The 17,383-nt window shown below is 71.0% G+C and carries 17 protein-coding genes and 1 tRNA gene; 16 read left to right on the top strand and 2 right to left on the bottom strand.

Annotation, left to right across the window (positions count from 1 at the left end; all coding sequences use genetic code 11):
* Positions 1–2 precede the first annotated feature (2 nt).
* The 4 genes from RWH43_RS08455 to RWH43_RS08440 all read left to right on the top strand — a co-directional run bounded on the left by RWH43_RS08455 (position 3) and on the right by RWH43_RS08440 (position 4,560).
* The gene (locus RWH43_RS08455; RefSeq protein ID WP_316001215.1) at positions 3–1,052 is read left to right on the top strand and encodes a 3-isopropylmalate dehydrogenase; all 1,050 of its coding nucleotides are present in this window, start codon (positions 3–5) and stop codon (positions 1,050–1,052) included.
* A gap of 54 nt (positions 1,053–1,106) precedes the next feature.
* Positions 1,107–2,213: a branched-chain amino acid aminotransferase gene (locus RWH43_RS08450; protein ID WP_316001214.1), complete on the top strand. Its 1,107-nt coding sequence runs from the start codon at positions 1,107–1,109 to the stop codon at positions 2,211–2,213.
* A gap of 330 nt (positions 2,214–2,543) precedes the next feature.
* Positions 2,544–3,311, top strand: a complete 768-nt coding sequence (locus RWH43_RS08445; protein WP_154096460.1) for a fumarylacetoacetate hydrolase family protein — start codon at positions 2,544–2,546, stop codon at positions 3,309–3,311.
* The gene (locus RWH43_RS08440) at positions 3,304–4,560 is read left to right on the top strand and encodes an MFS transporter (protein ID WP_144834841.1); all 1,257 of its coding nucleotides are present in this window, start codon (positions 3,304–3,306) and stop codon (positions 4,558–4,560) included. Before RWH43_RS08445 ends, RWH43_RS08440 begins: the two co-directional genes overlap by 8 nt.
* A 20-nt stretch (positions 4,561–4,580) precedes the next feature.
* On the opposite strand, the gene RWH43_RS08435 is transcribed toward RWH43_RS08440, so the two are convergent.
* Complete coding sequence (locus tag RWH43_RS08435; protein ID WP_316001213.1) at positions 4,581–5,669, bottom strand: aminotransferase class V-fold PLP-dependent enzyme; 1,089 nt, start codon at positions 5,667–5,669, stop codon at positions 4,581–4,583.
* 80 nt (positions 5,670–5,749) lie between these two features.
* On the opposite strand from RWH43_RS08435, the gene RWH43_RS08430 reads away from it, so the two are divergent.
* The 5 genes from RWH43_RS08430 to RWH43_RS08410 all read left to right on the top strand — a co-directional run bounded on the left by RWH43_RS08430 (position 5,750) and on the right by RWH43_RS08410 (position 9,298).
* The gene (locus RWH43_RS08430; RefSeq protein ID WP_316001212.1) at positions 5,750–6,712 is read left to right on the top strand and encodes a LysR family transcriptional regulator; all 963 of its coding nucleotides are present in this window, start codon (positions 5,750–5,752) and stop codon (positions 6,710–6,712) included.
* Positions 6,713–6,722: 10 nt separating this feature from the next.
* Entirely contained in the window at positions 6,723–8,237 is a 1,515-nt protein-coding gene (gene gltX, locus RWH43_RS08425) for a glutamate--tRNA ligase (RefSeq protein ID WP_316001211.1), read from the top strand.
* Positions 8,238–8,476: 239 nt separating this feature from the next.
* Positions 8,477–8,548: transfer RNA gene (locus tag RWH43_RS08420), tRNA-Gln, on the top strand.
* 133 nt (positions 8,549–8,681) lie between these two features.
* Positions 8,682–8,876: a hypothetical protein gene (locus tag RWH43_RS08415; RefSeq protein WP_186325579.1), complete on the top strand. Its 195-nt coding sequence runs from the start codon at positions 8,682–8,684 to the stop codon at positions 8,874–8,876.
* Complete coding sequence (locus RWH43_RS08410; protein ID WP_316001210.1) at positions 8,873–9,298, top strand: hypothetical protein; 426 nt, start codon at positions 8,873–8,875, stop codon at positions 9,296–9,298. Before RWH43_RS08415 ends, RWH43_RS08410 begins: the two co-directional genes overlap by 4 nt.
* A gap of 13 nt (positions 9,299–9,311) precedes the next feature.
* On the opposite strand, the gene RWH43_RS08405 is transcribed toward RWH43_RS08410, so the two are convergent.
* Positions 9,312–10,013, bottom strand: a complete 702-nt coding sequence (locus RWH43_RS08405) for a GntR family transcriptional regulator (protein WP_316001209.1) — start codon at positions 10,011–10,013, stop codon at positions 9,312–9,314.
* Positions 10,014–10,143: 130 nt separating this feature from the next.
* Between RWH43_RS08405 and RWH43_RS08400 the strand changes: the two genes are divergently transcribed.
* The 7 genes from RWH43_RS08400 to RWH43_RS08370 all read left to right on the top strand — a co-directional run bounded on the left by RWH43_RS08400 (position 10,144) and on the right by RWH43_RS08370 (position 17,343).
* A complete protein-coding gene (locus RWH43_RS08400; protein ID WP_316001208.1) occupies positions 10,144–11,232 on the top strand; it encodes a DUF1989 domain-containing protein in 1,089 nt (362 codons plus the stop codon).
* Positions 11,225–11,872 (top strand): flavin reductase family protein, encoded by a 648-nt coding sequence (locus RWH43_RS08395; protein ID WP_144834857.1) that lies wholly within the window; start codon positions 11,225–11,227, stop codon positions 11,870–11,872. The genes RWH43_RS08400 and RWH43_RS08395 overlap by 8 nt, the downstream gene beginning before the upstream one ends.
* Positions 11,873–11,900: 28 nt before the next feature.
* Positions 11,901–13,076: an ABC transporter substrate-binding protein gene (locus RWH43_RS08390; protein ID WP_316001207.1), complete on the top strand. Its 1,176-nt coding sequence runs from the start codon at positions 11,901–11,903 to the stop codon at positions 13,074–13,076.
* A gap of 127 nt (positions 13,077–13,203) precedes the next feature.
* A complete protein-coding gene (locus RWH43_RS08385; protein ID WP_186325580.1) occupies positions 13,204–13,989 on the top strand; it encodes a DeoR/GlpR family DNA-binding transcription regulator in 786 nt (261 codons plus the stop codon).
* Positions 13,986–14,951 (top strand): 1-phosphofructokinase family hexose kinase, encoded by a 966-nt coding sequence (locus RWH43_RS08380; RefSeq protein WP_144834860.1) that lies wholly within the window; start codon positions 13,986–13,988, stop codon positions 14,949–14,951. The genes RWH43_RS08385 and RWH43_RS08380 overlap by 4 nt, the downstream gene beginning before the upstream one ends.
* A 17-nt stretch (positions 14,952–14,968) precedes the next feature.
* Positions 14,969–17,044, top strand: a complete 2,076-nt coding sequence (locus RWH43_RS08375; protein WP_144834862.1) for a PTS fructose transporter subunit IIABC — start codon at positions 14,969–14,971, stop codon at positions 17,042–17,044.
* A gap of 29 nt (positions 17,045–17,073) precedes the next feature.
* Entirely contained in the window at positions 17,074–17,343 is a 270-nt protein-coding gene (locus RWH43_RS08370; protein WP_144834863.1) for an HPr family phosphocarrier protein, read from the top strand.
* Positions 17,344–17,383: the final 40 nt, after the last annotated feature.

Raw genomic sequence — 17,383 nt, 5'->3', positions numbered from 1 at the left:
CGATGTCGCGTGTCGTGAAACTGGCCGTCATCCCCGGTGACGGAATCGGTCCCGAGGTCGTTGCAGAGGCCGTCAAGGTACTCGATGCGGTCACCGCCGCGTCCGACGTCACGTTCGAGAAGACGCCCTTCTCGCTCGGTGCCGGTCGCTACCTCGAGACCGGCGACACGCTCACCGACGACGACCTCTCGGCGATCGCCGGCCACGACGCGATCCTGCTGGGCGCCGTCGGCGGAGTGCCCGGCGACCCGCGCCTGAAAGACGCGAACATCGAACGCGGTCTGCTGCTCAAGCTCCGCTTCGAGCTCGACCACTACGTCAACCTGCGCCCCTCCAAGCTGTACCCCGGCGCCGCGGGGCCGTTGGCAGAGCCCGGCGACATCGACTTCGTCGTCGTGCGCGAAGGCACCGAAGGCCCGTACGTCGGCAACGGCGGTTCGATCCGCCGCGGCACCGCGCACGAGGTCGCCAACGAGACCTCGGTCAACACCGCCTACGGCGTCGAGCGCGTCGTGCGCTACGCCTTCGCCCTCGCGGAGCGCCGTCGCCACAAGCTGACGCTCGTGCACAAGACGAACGTGCTCGTCCACGCGGGCGGCATGTGGAAGCGCATCGTCGATGCCGTGGCCCAGGAGTTCCCCGGGGTCGACGTAGACTACCTGCACGTCGACGCGGCAACCATCTTCCTGGTCACGAACCCGAGCCGCTTCGACGTGATCGTCACCGACAACCTCTTCGGCGACATCCTGACCGACCTGGCCGGCGCCGTCACCGGAGGCATCGGCCTCGCCGCATCGGGCAACATCAACCCCGACGGCGCTTTCCCCTCGATGTTCGAGCCCGTGCACGGATCGGCGCCCGACATCGCGGGAACCCAGAAGGCCGACCCCACGGCCGCGATCCTCTCCGTCGCCCTCCTGCTCGACCACCTCGGGCTGACCGACGAATCCGCCCGCGTCACCCGCGCGGTCGAAGACGACATCGCGAGCCGCGACGGGGTCCGCACCACCGCTCAGATCGGCGACGCCATCGCCGAACGCGTCCAGGCGTAACCTGGACCGATCGGCGAGCATCGCCTCCGGCACTCGAGAAGCTTTGGAAAACGAATGACCACCATCGACACCGATCCCGACACCGGACTCGACCCGCTCGAGTTCTCCGTCACGCGCAACCTCGCGGCCAAAAGCACGACCGACCGCGACGCGATCCTCGCCAACCCCGGCTTCGGGCAGAGCTTCACCGACCACATGGTCGACATCTGCTGGTCGGTGCGCGGCGGCTGGCACCGCCCGCGCGTCTCGCCCTACGGCCCCATCTCGCTCGACCCGGCGGCAGCGGTGCTGCACTACGGCCAGGAGATCTTCGAGGGCATCAAGGCCTACCGTCACGCCGACGGCTCGGTCCACACCTTCCGCCCCGACCAGAACGGCCGCCGCCTTCAGCGCTCCGCCCGTCGCCTGGCGCTCCCGGAGCTGCCGGTTCCGTACTTCCTGCAGTCGCTGCGCGAGCTCATCGCCGTCGACGGCGCGTGGGTGCCGTCGGGTGACGACCAGAGCCTGTACCTGCGCCCGTTCATGTTCGCGAAAGAGGCGTTCCTCGGCGTCCGCCCCGCGCACAAGGTCGCCTACTACCTGATCGCCAGCCCCGCCGGCGCCTACTTCAAGGGCGGCGTGCAGCCGGTGTCGATCTGGCTCAGCGAGGACTACTCCCGCGCCGGCAAGGGCGGTACGGGTGCGGCCAAGACCGGCGGCAACTACGCCGCGAGCCTGCTGCCGCAGTCCGAGGCGTACGAGAACGAGTGCGACCAGGTCGTCTTCCTCGACCAGGACCGCAACGTCGAAGAGCTCGGCGGCATGAACGTCGTGTTCGTCTACAAAGACGGCACGATCGTCACCCCGCAGTCCGACTCGATCCTCGAGGGCATCACGCGCGACTCGCTCCTGCAGCTCGCCCGCGACCGTGGCCACCACGTCGAAGGACGCAACGTCTCGCTCGACGAGTGGCGCCAGGGCGTGGCATCCGGAGACGTCGTCGAGGTGTTCGCGTGCGGCACCGCCGCGGTCGTCACCCCGATCGGCGTGCTCAAGGGCCGCGACTTCATCGACGAGCAGCCCTCGGGCACCCTCGCCCTCGAACTGCGCGAAGAGCTCACGAACATCCAGTACGGCCGCGCCGACGACAAGCACGGCTGGCTGTACCGACTCGACGCCTGACGCGCGTCGTCTCACGGAGGGGTTCCCGGATGCCGGGGGCCCCTCCGTCGTTCGTGCGGGGGCTTCGACGGGCTCAGCCACCCCTACCGCCGCGGGGCCGGGGGAAGGCGAGGTCCCCGAGCCTGTCGAAGGGGGTCCCTGAGTCTGTCGAAGGGGGTCCCTGAGCCTGTCGAAGGGGGTCCCTGAGTCTGTCGAAGGGGGTCCCTGAGTCTGTCGAAGGGGGTCCCTGAGTCTGTCGAAGGGGGTCCCTGCGTCTGTCGAAGGGGGTCCCTGAGCCTGTCGAAGGGCCGGACCCTCACCGGTGTCGGAGGCCGCGGATAGGCTGGCACGGTGAAGATCGCTCGTTTCAGCCACCAGGACGCCCTCCGCTACGGCATCGTCGACGACGACCACCTCGTCGTGCTCGAAGGCGACCCCATGTTCGCCGGCTTCGGCACCACGGGGGAGCGCATCCCCCTGTCCGAGGTCGCCCTGCTCGCGCCGGTCATCCCGCGCTCGAAGGTCGTCTGCATCGGCAAGAACTACCACGACCACGCCGCCGAGATGGGCGGAGAGGCTCCCGCCGAGCCGCTGATGTTCCTCAAGCCCAACACCTCGGTCATCGGTCCGAACGACCAGATCGTGCGCCCGACGAAGCTCAGCTCGCGCACCGACTACGAGGGCGAGCTGGCCGTCGTCATCGGTCGCATCGCCAAGAACGTCCCCGCCGAGCGCGCGGGTGAGTACATCTTCGGTTACACCGTCGCCAACGACGTCACCGCGCGCGACCTGCAGGCCACCGACGGCCAGTGGTCGCGTGCGAAGGGCTTCGACACGTTCTGCCCCGTCGGCCCGGTGATCGAGACCGACCTCGATCTGAGGACCGCGTCCATCACGACGCGCGTCAACGGCGAGGTGCGTCAGCAGGGTCCCGTGTCCGACATGATCCACGACATCCCGGCGCTCATCGCGTACGCCAGCGCCGTGTTCACCCTCCTCCCGGGCGATCTGATCCTCACCGGAACGCCGGCGGGCATCGGCTCGTTCGACGCCGGCGACGTCGTCGAGGTCGAGATCGACGGCATCGGGGTGCTGCGCAACACCGCGCGCGATGCCTGACACCGCCGCACCCGCGGGCATCGACCTCGCCGCCGCCCAGCGCCGCACGGTGCGGGTGCTCGCGGCGGGGCAGGTGCTCACGGGTGTCGCGTTCGGGGCGACACTGTCGCTCGGAGCGCTGCTCGCGGCCGACCTGTCGGGGCAGGAGGCGCTCTCGGGCTTCGCCACGGCATCCGTCACCCTCGGCGCGGCGCTCACCGCGATCCCGCTCGCGCGACTTGCGGGCCGTCGCGGACGCCGCCTGGCGCTGACGACGGGCAACGTCGCGGCTCTCATCGGCATCACCGTGGTGATCGCCGCGGCAGCGCTGCGCCTCTTCCCGTTGCTGCTCGTGGGCATCGCCCTCATCGGCGCGGGCAACGCGGCGACCCTGCAGTCGCGGTTCGCCGCCACCGATCTGTCCACGAGCACGCGCCGCGGGCGCGATCTGGCGACCGTGGTCTGGGCCACGACCGTGGGCGGGGTGGTCGGGCCGCTGCTGCTGGCTCCCGGCGAGCTCATCGGCGCAAGCGTCGGCATGCCGCCGCTCACCGGGGCGTACCTGTTCTCGTTCGCCGCGCAGGTCTGCGCGTTCGCGCTGTACGTGCTCGTGCTGCGCCCCGACCCGCTCCTGCTCGCCCAACGCCTCGACCGCGAGCGGACGGCATCCGCCCTCGCTCCCACCCCCGAAATCGATCGCCCGCGCACCGCGCGCTTCGCGATGCTCGCGGTGGCTGCCTCGCACGTGACGATGGCCTCGGTGATGGCGATGACTCCGGTGCACCTCTCGCACATCGTCGCCCCGGATGCCGTGACCCTCGCTGTCGGCGTCACCATCGCCCTGCACGTGTTCGGCATGTACGGTCTGTCCCCGGTCTTCGGCGTGCTCGCCGACCGGTGGGGACGCATCGCCGTGATCGTGCTGGGACAGGTGCTGCTGGCCGCCTCCCTCGCCGTCGCATCGACCTTCTCCGAGAGTCAGGCGGGCGTGCTCGTCGCTCTCGTGCTGCTCGGGCTGGGGTGGAGCGCCGCGACAGTGGCGGGTTCCGCGCTGCTGACCGAGGCGACGCCGCTCGCCCTGCGTCCTCGACGTCAGGGGCGCAGCGACACCCTCATGACCGCCTGCGCGGCGGTCGGCTCGGTGGTGGCCGGAGTCATCCTCGGCCTCGTCGGGTACGGCGGGCTCGCGCTGTGGGCGTTCGTGCCCGTCGCGCTCGTGTGCGTCGGTGCCGTGGTCGTGGGAGCCCGTCGGTCCTCACCCGCCGCGTGAGTCGCTACGAAACGCGCGGCTCAGATCGCATAGACCAGACCGTCGAAGGCCGAGAGGTCTGAGGCCCCGCGCACGCCGAGGGCGTGCAGGGCGCGGTCGACGTCGAGCTCGTCGTTGAAGACGTGGAACGCCACGCGAGCACGGCCCGCGCGCCCCGACGCCGTGATGCCGTGCGCCGTCAGCTGCGCGAGCGCCTCGCCGGTGGCATCCGGCCACGTGACGATCGCCGACGGGCGCTCGGGCTGCGCGAGCCCCAGGCCGTCGCGGAAGCGCGCCGCCAGACCCGTCGTGTGCACGTACGCGGCGGTGATGTCGGCATCGGCGAACAGCGCCAGCGCGGGCGCCGCGCCCACGAACGCCTGCCACGCGGGCGAGACGTCGAAGCGGCGGGCATCGGGAGCCAGCACGTCACCCGTTCCGTAGCACGACGACCACGGGTCGTCGCCGGAGTACCAGCCGGCCTGCACGGGGCGGATCTCGCTCGCGAACGCGGGGGAGAGGGTGAGGAACGCCACTCCGCGCGGGCAGCACAACCACTTGTAGGCGTGGCAGACGGTCGCGTCGAACATGGTCGCGTCGACGGGGAGCCAGCCGGCCGCCTGCGTGAGGTCGCACAGGGTGCGCGCGCCGGCACGGGCGGCAGCGGCGGCGATGCCCGCGGCATCTGCAACCTCTCCCGTCGCCGACTGCACGAACGAGAACGCCACGAGCCACGTGTCGGGCGAGACGGCGTCGGCCAGTCGGTCGAGGGGAGCCGTGCGCAGACGCACTCCGCGGCCCGCGTGGGCGAAGGGCGCGACAAGCGAGGCGAAGTCGCCCTCGGCGCACAGCACCTCGGCGCCGTCGGGCACCGAGGCGGCGATCAGCGAGACCAGCACCGAGGTCTGCGAGCCGATCGCGACGTCTCGCACGGGGGTGCAGACCAGGCGGGCGTACGCGGCCCGGGCGTCTTCGACGGCGAGCGAGGCACCGACGACGTCTGGGCGACCGGATGCCGCGGACTCGAGGTCGGCGCGCACGGCCGACACCGTGGCGCGCGTCGGCAGACCGAGGGTGCAGGCCGCGAGGTAGTCGCGGCCGCCGGCGAAGTGCGAGGCGAGGCTGCTCATGGATCCAGGATCCCGTCGCGCCTGACATTGCACTAGAGCAGGTGTTGCATGGGACCCATGCAGTCTGCTTATGTATCCGCATGGCCGACATCGACGACCCGCTCGACGCCCACGGACTGAGGGTCGTCAAGGCGATCGCCGACACCGGCTCGATCACGGCCGCCGCGCGTGCCCTCGGGTACAGCCAACCCGCCGTCAGCCAGCAGCTGCGCCGTCTCGAGCGCCGCGCCGGTCTGCCCATCGTCGAGCGCGTGGGCCGGGGCGTTCGTCTCACGGAGGCCGGCCAGGTGCTCGCCCGACACGCGGCGACCGTCACCACCGCTCTCGACGCCGCCGCCGGCGACCTCGCCGAGCTGCGCGGGCTGCGCGCGGGACGCGTGCGCATCGCCGCGTTCCCGTCGGCGTCGTCGATCGTCGTGCCGCGCGTGATCGCCGCGGTCACCGCACGTCGCCCGGGAGTCTCGATCAGCTTCGTCGAGGCGGAGCCGCCCGAGGCGATCGCCGCCGTGCGCGAAGACCGCGCCGACATCGCCCTCACCTACAGCTACCCCGGGGATCGACGCGAACACCTCGAGTCCGCGGCATCCGGTCTCTCCTCCCGGGTCATCGGCGACGACGACACCGTCGTGGTCGTCCCCACGGATCACCCGGCGGCCGCTCACGACCCGATCGATCTGTCGCAGCTGGCGGGGGAGCGATGGATCGCCGGGTGTCCCCAGTGCCGCGGGCACCTGCTCGAGGCGTGCGGCCGGGCCGGATTCACGCCCGACATCGCGTTCGAGACCGACAACTTCATCGCGGTCGAGAACCTCGTGGCGCAGGGGGTGGGCATGGCGATCCTTCCGCGCATGGCCGTGGTCTCGCTGCCGATGCTGTCGGGCATCGCGGCGCCGCGCCTGCCGAGCGCGGAGGCACGGACGCTCCACGTCGTCACCGCTCGCGGTGCCGAGCACGTGCCCGCGGTGGGGGCGGCGCTCGACGTCGTCGGCGAGGTGCTGGCCCGCCATCTCGGCTCCACGGGCATGGGCACCGCCCGCCGGTAGGATCGAGGGGATGTCTGCCACGCCCGATCCCCGCACCACGACCGCCACCGGCGCCGACGTTCGCGTTCGGTTCTGCCCCTCACCCACGGGGCTGCCGCACGTCGGTCTCATCCGCACCGTCCTGTTCAACTGGGCCTACGCCCGGCACAACGGCGGCAAGCTCGTCTTCCGCATCGAAGACACCGACGCCGCGCGCGACAGCGAGGAGAGCTACCAGCAGCTCCTCGAGGCGCTGCGGTGGATGAACATCGACTGGGACGAGGGTGTCGAGGTCGGAGGTCCGCACGCTCCGTACCGCCAGTCGCAGCGTCACGAGATCTACCGCGAGGTGCTCGACAAGCTCATCGCCGCGGGTGCCGTGTACGAGAGCTACTCGACCGCCGAAGAGATCGACGCGCGCAACGAGGCGAACGGCCGGGCGAAGCAGCTCGGCTACGACAACTTCGACCGCGACCTCACCGACGAGCAGAAGGCCGCCTTCCGCGCCGAGGGGCGCGAGCCCGCGTGGCGCGTGCGCGTGCCCGACGAAGACCTCACCTTCGTCGACCTCATCCGCGGCGAGGTCACTTTCCCGGCCGGGTCGTTCCCCGACTTCGTGATCGTTCGTGCCGGCGGCATCCCGCTGTACACCTTCGTGAACCCCGTCGACGACGCGCTCATGGGCATCACCCACGTCATCCGCGGCGAAGACCTCATGCCCTCCACCGCTCGTCAGCTCGCGCTGTACCGGGCGCTGCTCGACGCCGGGGTCACCGACTTCCTGCCGCGCTTCGGCCACATGCCGCTCGTGCTGGGCGAGACCGGCAACAAGAAGCTCTCCAAGCGCGACCCGCAGGCCGACCTCTTCCTGCAGCGCGAGAAGGGCTTCATCCACGAGGGCCTGCTCAACTACCTCTCGCTGCTCGGCTGGTCGCTCGCCAGCGACCGCGACGTATTCTCGCTCGACGAGATGATCGCCGCCTTCGACATCGCCGACGTCAACCCCAACCCGGCGCGCTTCGACCAGAAGAAGGCCGAGGCCATCAACGGCGATCACATCCGCATGCTGGATGCCGATGACTTCGCCGCCCGCATCGTGCCCTATCTCGCGGGGGCGGGCTTCATCGCGGAGCAGCCCAGCGAGGAGCACCGCGCGATCATCGCCCAGGCGGCGCCGCTCGTGCAGGAGCGCGTGCAGCTGCTGGGCGAGGTCCCTGGCATGCTCGGGTTCCTCTTCGTGTCGGAGGTCGACTACGCCGACGACGCGATGAAGGGGCTCCCCGCCAACGCGGGTGAGGTGCTCGTGGCATCCGTCGGCGCTCTCGAGCTTGTGCCCGAGGACGAGTTCACCGCCGCCGCGGTGCAGGAGGCCCTGTCGAAGGCCCTCGTGGAGGAACTCGGCCTGAAGCCCCGCGTCGCCTACGGCCCGCCGCGCGTCGCGCTGACCGGCCGTCGCATCTCGCCGCCGCTCTTCGAATCGATGGAACTGCTCGGCAAGACCGAGACGCTCCGCCGCCTCGGCGCCCTCGTGACGCACCGGGGCTGAGACGCTCCGACGATCCCCGCGACTCTCCGGTCGCGGGGATCGCGCGTTTCCGGCGCAGGGGAGCGGAACGCGGGAAATGCGACGCGAATCGGGGATCCGCGTGCGATTCTGCGACAGTGGCGTCCGGGCGACGCGCCGCCCAGGACGCGCCCGGGACGCGCGGGGCGGGGCCCCGGTTTGGTGCATCGCTCCGCGTCACGTAAGCTTGATCCTCGGCACGAGTTACGGCTCGAAGCCATTGGGGTATGGTGTAATTGGCAACACGGCGGTTTCTGGTTCCGTTGTTCTTGGTTCGAGTCCAGGTACCCCAGCTTCACGAAAAGGCCCGGTGATCGCACAGATCCCGGGCCTTTCGCGTATCCGCCGACGGCGCTCAGCCGTGAACCCGCTATGACGCTGCCGGTCGGTCATGGTCGTCGACGGAGACAGGGGCACAATGTCGGCATGGGACTGTTCGTACAGCGACCGGAAGAACCCGGCGAGTGGGCCGGCCTGCCCGGCGAGCCCGCCCGCCCGAAGACGCGAGCCGAGATGTTGCCCGACGACGAGCAGCCCGAGGCCTCGCCCGGCGGTCTGCTGGGCCTGGTCGACGCTCCCGTGACCTCGATCGAGATCCCGCTCGGCGGCGATCCGTCGTGATCCGTCGCACCGCCACACACGCGAGCCTGATCCTGGTGTCCGCGGCCGTCGTGGCTCTTCTCGCGGGGTGCACGCAGGAGACTCCGGATGCCGTGACCCCGACCGCCGTGGTGCCGAGCCCCGCGGCATCCGCTGATCAGGCCCTGGCCCCTTCGGTGGTCACTCCCGGCGATCTCGACGGTACGGACGTCTCCGTCGTCATCGCGACCTCTCTCGTGCTGGCCGTGCCCGACGGCACGGAGGCGGAGTGGACGGGGACCACCGACGACGTCTCGATCGCCGAGTTCTCGGGCGGAGGCCCCTCGGAAGGAGCGGTCTTCCGTCCCGGCTTCACCGCCCGCGCCCTCGGGACCACGGCCGCGACCCTCACCGGACCCGACGGGAAGACGGAGTCGTTCCGCATCTCGGTCGTCGCGCCGTAGCGCGGGGGCGGGCTCAGTAGCGGGAGAGCACCGCGAGCAGCTCCTCGCCGGAGTCCGCCTCTCGCCCGAGGCTCTTGCGCTGTACGTCGGCGAGGTGATGCTCGACCAGGGCGCACGCGGCGTCGGCGTCGCCCGCCTCCAGCATGTGGAGCAGCTGCTCGTGCTCGGCGATCGAGATCTCCTGGTCGATGTCGCGTCCGTAGATCGACAGGATCAGGGCCGTCCGCGACACGACTTCCGACATGTAGCGCACGAGCAGGGTGTTCTCGCTCTCGCGCGCGATCAGCAGGTGGAACTCGCCGCCGAGCCGCGCCGACACGGTCGGGCGCCGGGACTCCCAGGCCTCGCGCTCCGCCCGCACGTGAGTGCGCAGCCGTGCGAGGGCGGCCGGGTCTCGGCGTTCGGCGACCAGGCGCACGCCCTCGCGCTCGAGGGCGGCCCGCACGGTGAACGCGTCGCGCGCCTCGTCGATGGTCGGTCGGGCGACGGCGGCCGATCGACCCGGAGGTGAGTCGACCACGCCGTCTCCGACGAGGCGTTGCAGGACCGTCCGCACGAGCGTGCGGCTCACGCCGTAGTGCGCGGCGAGGGCTTCTTCGCCGAGCTTCGTGCCGGGCGTGAGCGCTCCCTCGATGATCGCGGCACGCAGAGCCTCGTAGGCGCGTTCCGCGCGATCCGACGGGCGGGGGTCGTCTGCGGGCGTCGATCGTGGCATGGCTCGACTGTATACGGAGAGAGACCCTCTCTCACGGTTCCAGAGGGCCGAAACCTGTTGGACGCATGGGTGAAACCCGCGCAGTCTGTATACGAGATAGGAATGCATCTGTATACAGAAAGGACGCCACGTGTACGTCACCCTCACCGCTCAGCAGCGCGAACTCTTCGACCGCTCCCTTTCCGCCGGCGAAGCACTCGATCTCGACGACCTCGCACGCACGGCTCTCACCGAAACGGCATCCGGGATCCGTCGCCGCCCCCTCCCGGGCGTGCAGCCCACGGAGTGGACGTGGCGCGACGACGTCGCCTTCACACCGTCGACCCAGCGCGTCTTGCGCGAAGAACACCGCCTCGAGCCCGGCACCGGTAAGGCGTTCGAGGTGCGGGCCGGCCAGATTCTGCGGGTGTCGCAGGTGTCGGGCGACCAGTGCGCCGACCTGAACGTCTTCAACCTGCACGACTACCGCGAGGCGATGCACGTCGGCCGCACGCGCACCCTGCACGGCATCCATCCGGACCAGGGATCGTTCCTGTGGTCGGCCCCGCCGCGCGAGCGGGCGATGATGTACCTGCTCACCGACGACGCCGGGCTCAACGACACCCTGTTCCCGCGGTGCAGCGCCGCGATGTACGAGTCGATGTTCGGCTTCGACGAGCACACGAACTGCGCCGACATGCAGGCCGAGGCGCAGCGCGAATACGGGCTGACCCCCGACGACGTGCACGACTCGTTCAACCTGTTCATGGGAACGCGGGTGAACCCCGACGGCACGTGCGAGGTCGTGCACCAGCACACCCCGGCCGACGCGTTCGTCGAGCTGATCGCGCTCATGGACGTGCTGGCCGTGCCGAACGTCTGCGGCAACGACATCTTCCGCACGAGCAACTACGCGCTGCGTCCACTCGATGTCACGGTGATGGATGCCGCGGAGGTCGACCTCGCCGCGGTCCCCGGCCTGCGCGCGCACCGCTCCCAGCGCACGCCCGCCGCGTTCACGCAGCCCCTCATCCGCACCGAGCGATCGCTGCGGCGCGACCCCGAGTACTCGCCGGCGTTCGCGCGCACGCCCGTCACCACCGAGCGGGTCGAAGTGTCGCTCGATGAGGCCGGGGCAGCGCTCCTCGATGCGCACGCGCGCCGCGACCTGTACGGCGACGACGACGAGGCGGCCCTGCGCGACCTGCTGATCAGCTGGTGGGTGGCCAGCCATGCCTGAGCCCACTACCCCGCACGAGGTCGACGACTTCGACACCCTGCCGCCCTATGAGCGCTACAAACTGCTCGCCGGTCTCATCGTCCCGCGTCCCATCGCGTGGATCACGACGGTCGACGCCGACGGGGTGGTCAACGCCGCGCCCTTCTCGATGTTCGCGATGGTGGGGGAGGACCCGCCCCTGCTGATGGTGAGCATCGACCGCCCCGCCGACGGTGGTCGCAAGGACACGGCGGCCAACATCGACGCGACGGGGGAGTTCGTCGTGCACCTGGTCGACCGTCCGCTCGCTGAGCAGATGGATGCCACGAGCACTCGGCATCCGTCCCACGTCGACGAACTCGCCCTCGTCGGCGTCGACACGGTGCCCGCGCAGACGGTGCGCCCGCCGGTCATCGCCGCCGCCCCCGTCGCCCTGGAGTGCGAACTCTGGCAGCGGCTCGAGATCCCCAGCCGCGAGATCTTCTTCGGCCGGATCCGGCGACTGCGCACGCGGTCCGGGCTCATCGACCGCGAGCTCATGCGCGTGCGCCTCGCCGACTACGCCCCGATCGGGCGGTTCGGCGCGAGCTTCTACACGACGACGATCGACCGTTTCACCCTCGCCGGCCAGCCGGCATCCACCTCCCTCGACACCCTCTGAGCACCATCCGAACCCGCAAGGAGCACCCATGTCCCCGTATCGCCGCGGCCCCGCCGCCGTCGCCACCCTCGCCGTCGCCGCCGTCGCCCTCAGCGCCTGTGCGGGCGCGGGAAGCGCGGCCGGCCCCGCTGCCCCGCCGTCGTCGGGCGCCGAGATCGGCTCCGTCGACCTCTCGAGCGTCTGCCCCTCGACGGTCGTCATCCAGACCGACTGGAACCCCCAGGCCGAACAGGGCGGGCTCTTCAACCTGCTCGGAGCGGATGCCGAGATCGACGCCTCACGCAAGAGCGTGTCGGGCCCGCTGATGTCGAAGGGCGAGTGGACCGGCGTGAACGTCGAGATCCGCGCCGGCGGCCCCGCGATCGGATTCCAGGGTGTGCCCTCGCAGATGTACACCGACCCCGACATCCTGCTCGGGTGGGTCAACACCGACGACGCGATCTCCGCCTCGGACGCCCTGCCGACGACGGCCGTCATGTCGACGTTCGAGAAGGCGCCGTGGGCGATCATGTGGGATCCGCAGACCTACCCCGACGTGCGCACGATCGCCGACATCGGCCGCACCTCGGCGACCGTCCGCTACTTCGACGGCACGACGTACATGGACTACCTGGTCGGGTCGGGACAGCTCCGCGCCGACCAGCTCGACGGCTCGTACGACGGCACGCCCGCCGGCTTCGTCGCGGCCGACGGAAAGGATGCGCAGCAGGGCTTCGCGACCGTCGAGCCGTGGGTGTACGAGAACGCGATCGCCGAGTGGGGTCGCCCCCTGTCGTACCAGCTGGTCGCCGACACGGGGTACCCGATCTACGCGGTGGCGCTGTCGGTGCGGACGGAGGACGTGACGGCGAAGAAGGACTGTCTCGAGAAGCTCGTGCCCGTCGTGCAGCAGGCGAGCGTGGACTACTTCGCGGATCCCGCCGCGGCCAACGACCTGCTCGTGCGCGCGGTCGAGGCCTACGACAACGGGTGGGTGTACCCCGCGGCCGAGGCCGAGAACTCTACGAAGCAGCAGCGGGAGCTGGACCTGGTCGCGAACGGTGCCGACGGCGTCTTCGGGTCGTTCGACGCAGACCGGGTGGCGAAGGTGCAGCAGATCGTCTCGCCGATCCTCGCCGACAAGGGCGTCGAGGTGAAGCAGGGTCTGACGCCCGAAGACCTGGCGACGAACGAGTTCCTGGATGCCGGGATCTCGCTGCCCTGACGAGCGCGAACGACTGCGGGGCCGGGGCGCATGACGCCGCGGCCCCGTCGTCATCTGCGGATTCGCTTTTCTGTTGCTCTGTGTTGTTTCGTGTTGTATCGTGTGGGAATCCTCGAAGGAGAACCCCGTGTACGCAATGGAGCGCCAGCAGCTCATCGAGCGCGAACTGCGCGACGTCGGACGTGTCAGCGTCGTCGACCTCGCCCGTCGCTTCGACGTCACGACCGAGACCGTGCGTCGTGATCTCGACCGTCTCGAGGGTCTCGGAACCCTCCGCCGCGTGCACGGCGGCGCGGTCGACGTCGCCCGGGGGAGCACCGCGGAATCGCCCCTGACCGAGCGCCGCGAGCGTCACCGCGACGCCAAGCGCGCGATCGCGGCCGCCGCCGCCTCGCTGCTCACCCCCGACTTCCGCGGCTCGATCTTCATCGACGCCGGAACCACCCCCGCCGCCGTCGCCGGCCTGCTGCCGGAGGCCCTCGGGGCGGGAATCGACGACGTCGAGATCGTTACGCACTCGCTCGAGGCCGCGCACCTGCTCGCCGGGGAGGAGCGCCTGTCGCTCACCACCATCGGCGGGCGCGTTCGCGGGGTCACCGGCGCCGCCGTCGGCGCGCACACCGTTCGCGCGATCGGCGAACTGCGCCCCGACATCGCGTTCGTGGGGACCAACGGACTGAGCGCCGGGTTCGGCCTCAGCACGCCGGACCCCGAAGAGGCCGCGGTCAAGGCCGCCATCATCCAGTCGGCGCGACGCATCGTGCTCGTGGCCGACGCCGCCAAGTTCGGCGAGGAGCTGCTCGTGCGCTTCGCGCGCCTCGACGAGCTCGACGTGCTCGTCACCGACGCGGCCCCGCCCGCTCCGCTCGCCGAGGCCCTCGCCGACGCCGACATCGAGGTGCGCATCGCATGATCGTCACACTGACCGCCAACCCCTCGGCCGACCGCGCCGTCGTGCTCTCCGACGCCCTCGCGCCCGGTGAGGTGCAGCGCGCGCTGTCGTCGCGCGAAGACGCCGGCGGCAAGGGCGTCAACGTGGCGCGCGTCGTCGCCGCCGCCGGCGCCCCCGCCCGCGCCGTCGTCCCCGTGGGCGCGCACGATCCCTACCGGGTGCTGCTCGAAGACACCGGCATCGCCCTCGACCTCGTCGACGTCGCCGGTCGCGCCCGGGCCAACCTCACCATCACCGACCCGGCGGGCGAGACCACCAAGCTGAACCTGCCGGGCGCCGAGCTCTCGTCGGCCGAAGCGCAGGCCGTGACCGACGGTGTCGTGGCCGCGGCCGAGGGCGCGACCTGGCTCGTGCTCGCGGGGTCGCTCCCGCCGGGTGTCCCGGCGTCGTTCTACGCCGACCTCGTCGCGGCCGTCCGCGAACGCTGGGCAGCAGACGCCCCCCGCATCGCCGTCGACGCCTCCGGCGCAGCCCTGGCCGAGGTCGTGGCCACCGCGCGGCCCGACCTCATCAAGCCCAACCACGAGGAGCTCGCCGAACTGGTCGGCGAAGACGCCGCGGGCGACCTCGACGTGATCACCGAAGCCACCCGACGCGCGCACCAGCTCGTGCCCGAGCACGTGGCATCCGCCCTCGTCACCCTCGGCGCCGACGGAGCGCTGCTTTTCACGGCCGAGGGAGCCTGGCGCGGATACGCCCCCAAGGTCCAGGTCGCGAGCACGGTCGGCGCGGGCGACAGCTCGCTGGCCGGCTACCTGCTCGCCGACCTCGAGGGGGCCTCCGCCCCCGACCGCCTCGCCCGCAGCATCGCCTACGGCGCCGCCGCTGCGACCCTGCCGGGCACGCAGCCCCCGACCCCGGCCGATCTGCCCGCGGGCCCGATCGCCGTTTCCGTTTTCTCCACCCCCACCGCCACATCCTGACCACGGAGGTCACGACAATGTCCGACATCATCACTCCGGAGCTCGTCAGCCTCGACGCGCCCCTGGGCGCCGACAAGCAGTCGGTGATCCGTGCCCTCGCCGAGCGCGTCGTCGCGCAGGGCCGCGCGACCAGCGCGCAAGAGCTCTTCGACGACGCGTGGGCCCGCGAGCAGAAAGACGAGACGGGCCTGCCCGGCGGCATCGGCATCCCGCACGCGCGCAGCGCCTCGGTCACCGAGCCCACCCTCGCCTTCGCCCGCCTGACGCCCGGCGTCGACTTCGGCGCCCCCGACGGCCCGGCCGACATCGTGTTCCTCATCGCCGCGCCCGCCGGTGCCGACGAGGCGCACCTCTCGGTGCTGTCGCAGCTCGCCCGCAGCCTCATGAACAACGACTTCATGTCGGGCCTGCGCGCGGCGCAGACGCCCACCGACGCCGTGAAGATCATCACGGATGCCATCACCCCGGCCGCCGCGCCCGCCGCAGCCGCCGCGCCCGCAGCCGCACCCGCACCCGCCGCGACCCGCGCCGAGTCGCGCGGCGCCACGACCACCACGACGAAGAAGATCGTCGCGGTCACCGCGTGCGCCACCGGCATCGCCCACACCTTCATGGCCGCCGACGCGCTCACCGCCGCCGGCGCCGAGACCGAGGGCGTCGAGCTCATCGTCGAGCCGCAGGGCTCCAGCGGCTACAAGGCCCTTCCGCAGAGCGTGATCGACGACGCCGACGCCGTGATCTTCGCGGTCGATGTCGACGTGCGCGAGCCGCAGCGCTTCGCGGGCAAGCCCGTCGTCCGCGCGGGCGTCAAGCGCGGCATCGAGCAGCCGAAGCAGCTCATCGCCGAGGCCCTCGCCGCCAGCGAGAACCCGAACGCCGCTCGCGTGCCGGGCGCCGGCGCCGCGGCATCCGCCTCTGAGGTCCCCGTCGCGCAGCAGTCGGTGGGTCGCCGCATCCAGCGCTGGCTGCTCACCGGTGTCAGCTACATGATCCCGTTCGTCGCCGGTGGCGGTCTGCTGATCGCCCTCGGCTTCCTGCTCGGCGGCTACAAGGTCACCGAGAACGCGGCCAACATCATCATCCAGAACTCGCTGTGGGACCTGCCCACCGAGAACCTGACCTCGTCGTTCGGCCCGCTGGGGCAGTACCTCGGCTCCGTCGCGTTCATGATCGGCGCCACCTCCATGGGCTTCCTGGTCGCCGTGCTCGCCGGGTTCATCGCCTATGCGATCGCCGACCGCCCGGGCATCGCGCCCGGCTTCGTCGCCGGTGCCGTGGCCGTGCTCATGAACGCCGGCTTCATCGGCGGCATCATCGGCGGTCTGCTGGCCGGTTTCATCGCCTGGTGGCTCGGACGCTTCGACGCGCCGCGGTGGCTGCGCGGTCTGATGCCCGTCGTGATCGTGCCGTTCCTCGGGTCGATCTTCGCCTCCGGTCTGATGATCCTCTTCCTCGGTCGTCCGATCGCCGCCCTCATGACGGCGCTGACCGACGGCCTCACCTCGCTCGCCGCGAGCGGTGCCGGCGCCATCCTGCTGGGCGTGATCCTCGGCCTGATGATGTGCTTCGACCTCGGCGGACCGGTCAACAAGGTCGCCTACGTCTTCGCCACGACCGGCCTCGCCGCGGCCACGCAGACCAACACCGCGCCGTACCTCATCATGGCCGCGGTCATGGCCGCCGGCATGGTGCCCCCGCTCGCGATGGCGCTGGCCTCGACAATCCTCGCCCGGGGCAAGTTCACCCCCGTCGAGCGCGAGAACGGCGCAGCCGCGTGGCTGCTCGGCGCCTCGTTCATCTCCGAGGGCGCGATCCCGTTCGCCGCGGCCGACCCGCTGCGCGTCATCCCCGCGTCGATGGTCGGCGGTGCGATCACCGGTGGTCTGAGCATGCTCATCGGTGTGCAGTCGTACGCCCCGCACGGCGGCTTCTTCGTGCTCTTCGCGATCAACCCCGTGTGGGGTTTCCCGCTGGCGATCATCGCGGGTACCGTCGTGACGGCGCTCATCGTCGTCGCTCTCAAGGGCATCGGCCGCAGCACCAAGGACGCCGCCGTCACCGAGGCTGCGCCCGCAGCCACGGTCGCCGCGTAAACACCCCCGTCGAATCGGAAGGATTCACCATGGCAGAACGTCAGGCCACCATCGCCAGCAGCTCCGGACTCCACGCCCGCCCCGCGAAGCTCTTCGTGCAGGCCGTGCAGGAGAAGAAGGTGCCCGTCACCATCTCGGCCGACGGCGGAGCCGACCTCAACGCCGGCAGCATCCTCTCGCTCATGGGTCTCGGCGCCGGTCACGGCACGGTCGTGACGCTCAAGGCCGAGGGCGAGGGTGCCGAGCAGGCGCTCGACGAGCTCGTCGCCCTGCTCGAGACGGATCTCGACGCGCAGTAAGCACCTCGCATCAGAACACCGGATGCCGCGGGCCCCAGGG

Source organism: Microbacterium algihabitans (genome assembly GCF_032464975.1).
Taxonomy (GTDB): Bacteria; Actinomycetota; Actinomycetes; order Actinomycetales; family Microbacteriaceae; genus Microbacterium; species Microbacterium algihabitans.
This window is presented reverse-complemented; position numbering and strand designations above follow the sequence as displayed.

Bases quoted from the DNA above. Each gene is read 5' to 3' on its own strand.
- RWH43_RS08455 (WP_316001215.1), top strand. From the start codon at position 3: ATGTCGCGTGTCGTGAAACTGGCCGTCATCCCCGGTGACGGAATCGGT.
- RWH43_RS08450 (WP_316001214.1), top strand. From the start codon at position 1,107: ATGACCACCATCGACACCGATCCCGACACCGGACTCGACCCGCTCGAG.
- RWH43_RS08440 (WP_144834841.1), top strand. From the start codon at position 3,304: ATGCCTGACACCGCCGCACCCGCGGGCATCGACCTCGCCGCCGCCCAG.
- RWH43_RS08435 (WP_316001213.1), bottom strand. From the start codon at position 5,669: ATGAGCAGCCTCGCCTCGCACTTCGCCGGCGGCCGCGACTACCTCGCG.
- RWH43_RS08430 (WP_316001212.1), top strand. From the start codon at position 5,750: ATGGCCGACATCGACGACCCGCTCGACGCCCACGGACTGAGGGTCGTC.
- gltX (WP_316001211.1), top strand. From the start codon at position 6,723: ATGTCTGCCACGCCCGATCCCCGCACCACGACCGCCACCGGCGCCGAC.
- RWH43_RS08415 (WP_186325579.1), top strand. From the start codon at position 8,682: ATGGGACTGTTCGTACAGCGACCGGAAGAACCCGGCGAGTGGGCCGGC.
- RWH43_RS08405 (WP_316001209.1), bottom strand. From the start codon at position 10,013: ATGCCACGATCGACGCCCGCAGACGACCCCCGCCCGTCGGATCGCGCG.
- RWH43_RS08395 (WP_144834857.1), top strand. From the start codon at position 11,225: ATGCCTGAGCCCACTACCCCGCACGAGGTCGACGACTTCGACACCCTG.
- RWH43_RS08390 (WP_316001207.1), top strand. From the start codon at position 11,901: ATGTCCCCGTATCGCCGCGGCCCCGCCGCCGTCGCCACCCTCGCCGTC.
- RWH43_RS08380 (WP_144834860.1), top strand. From the start codon at position 13,986: ATGATCGTCACACTGACCGCCAACCCCTCGGCCGACCGCGCCGTCGTG.
- RWH43_RS08375 (WP_144834862.1), top strand. From the start codon at position 14,969: ATGTCCGACATCATCACTCCGGAGCTCGTCAGCCTCGACGCGCCCCTG.
- RWH43_RS08370 (WP_144834863.1), top strand. From the start codon at position 17,074: ATGGCAGAACGTCAGGCCACCATCGCCAGCAGCTCCGGACTCCACGCC.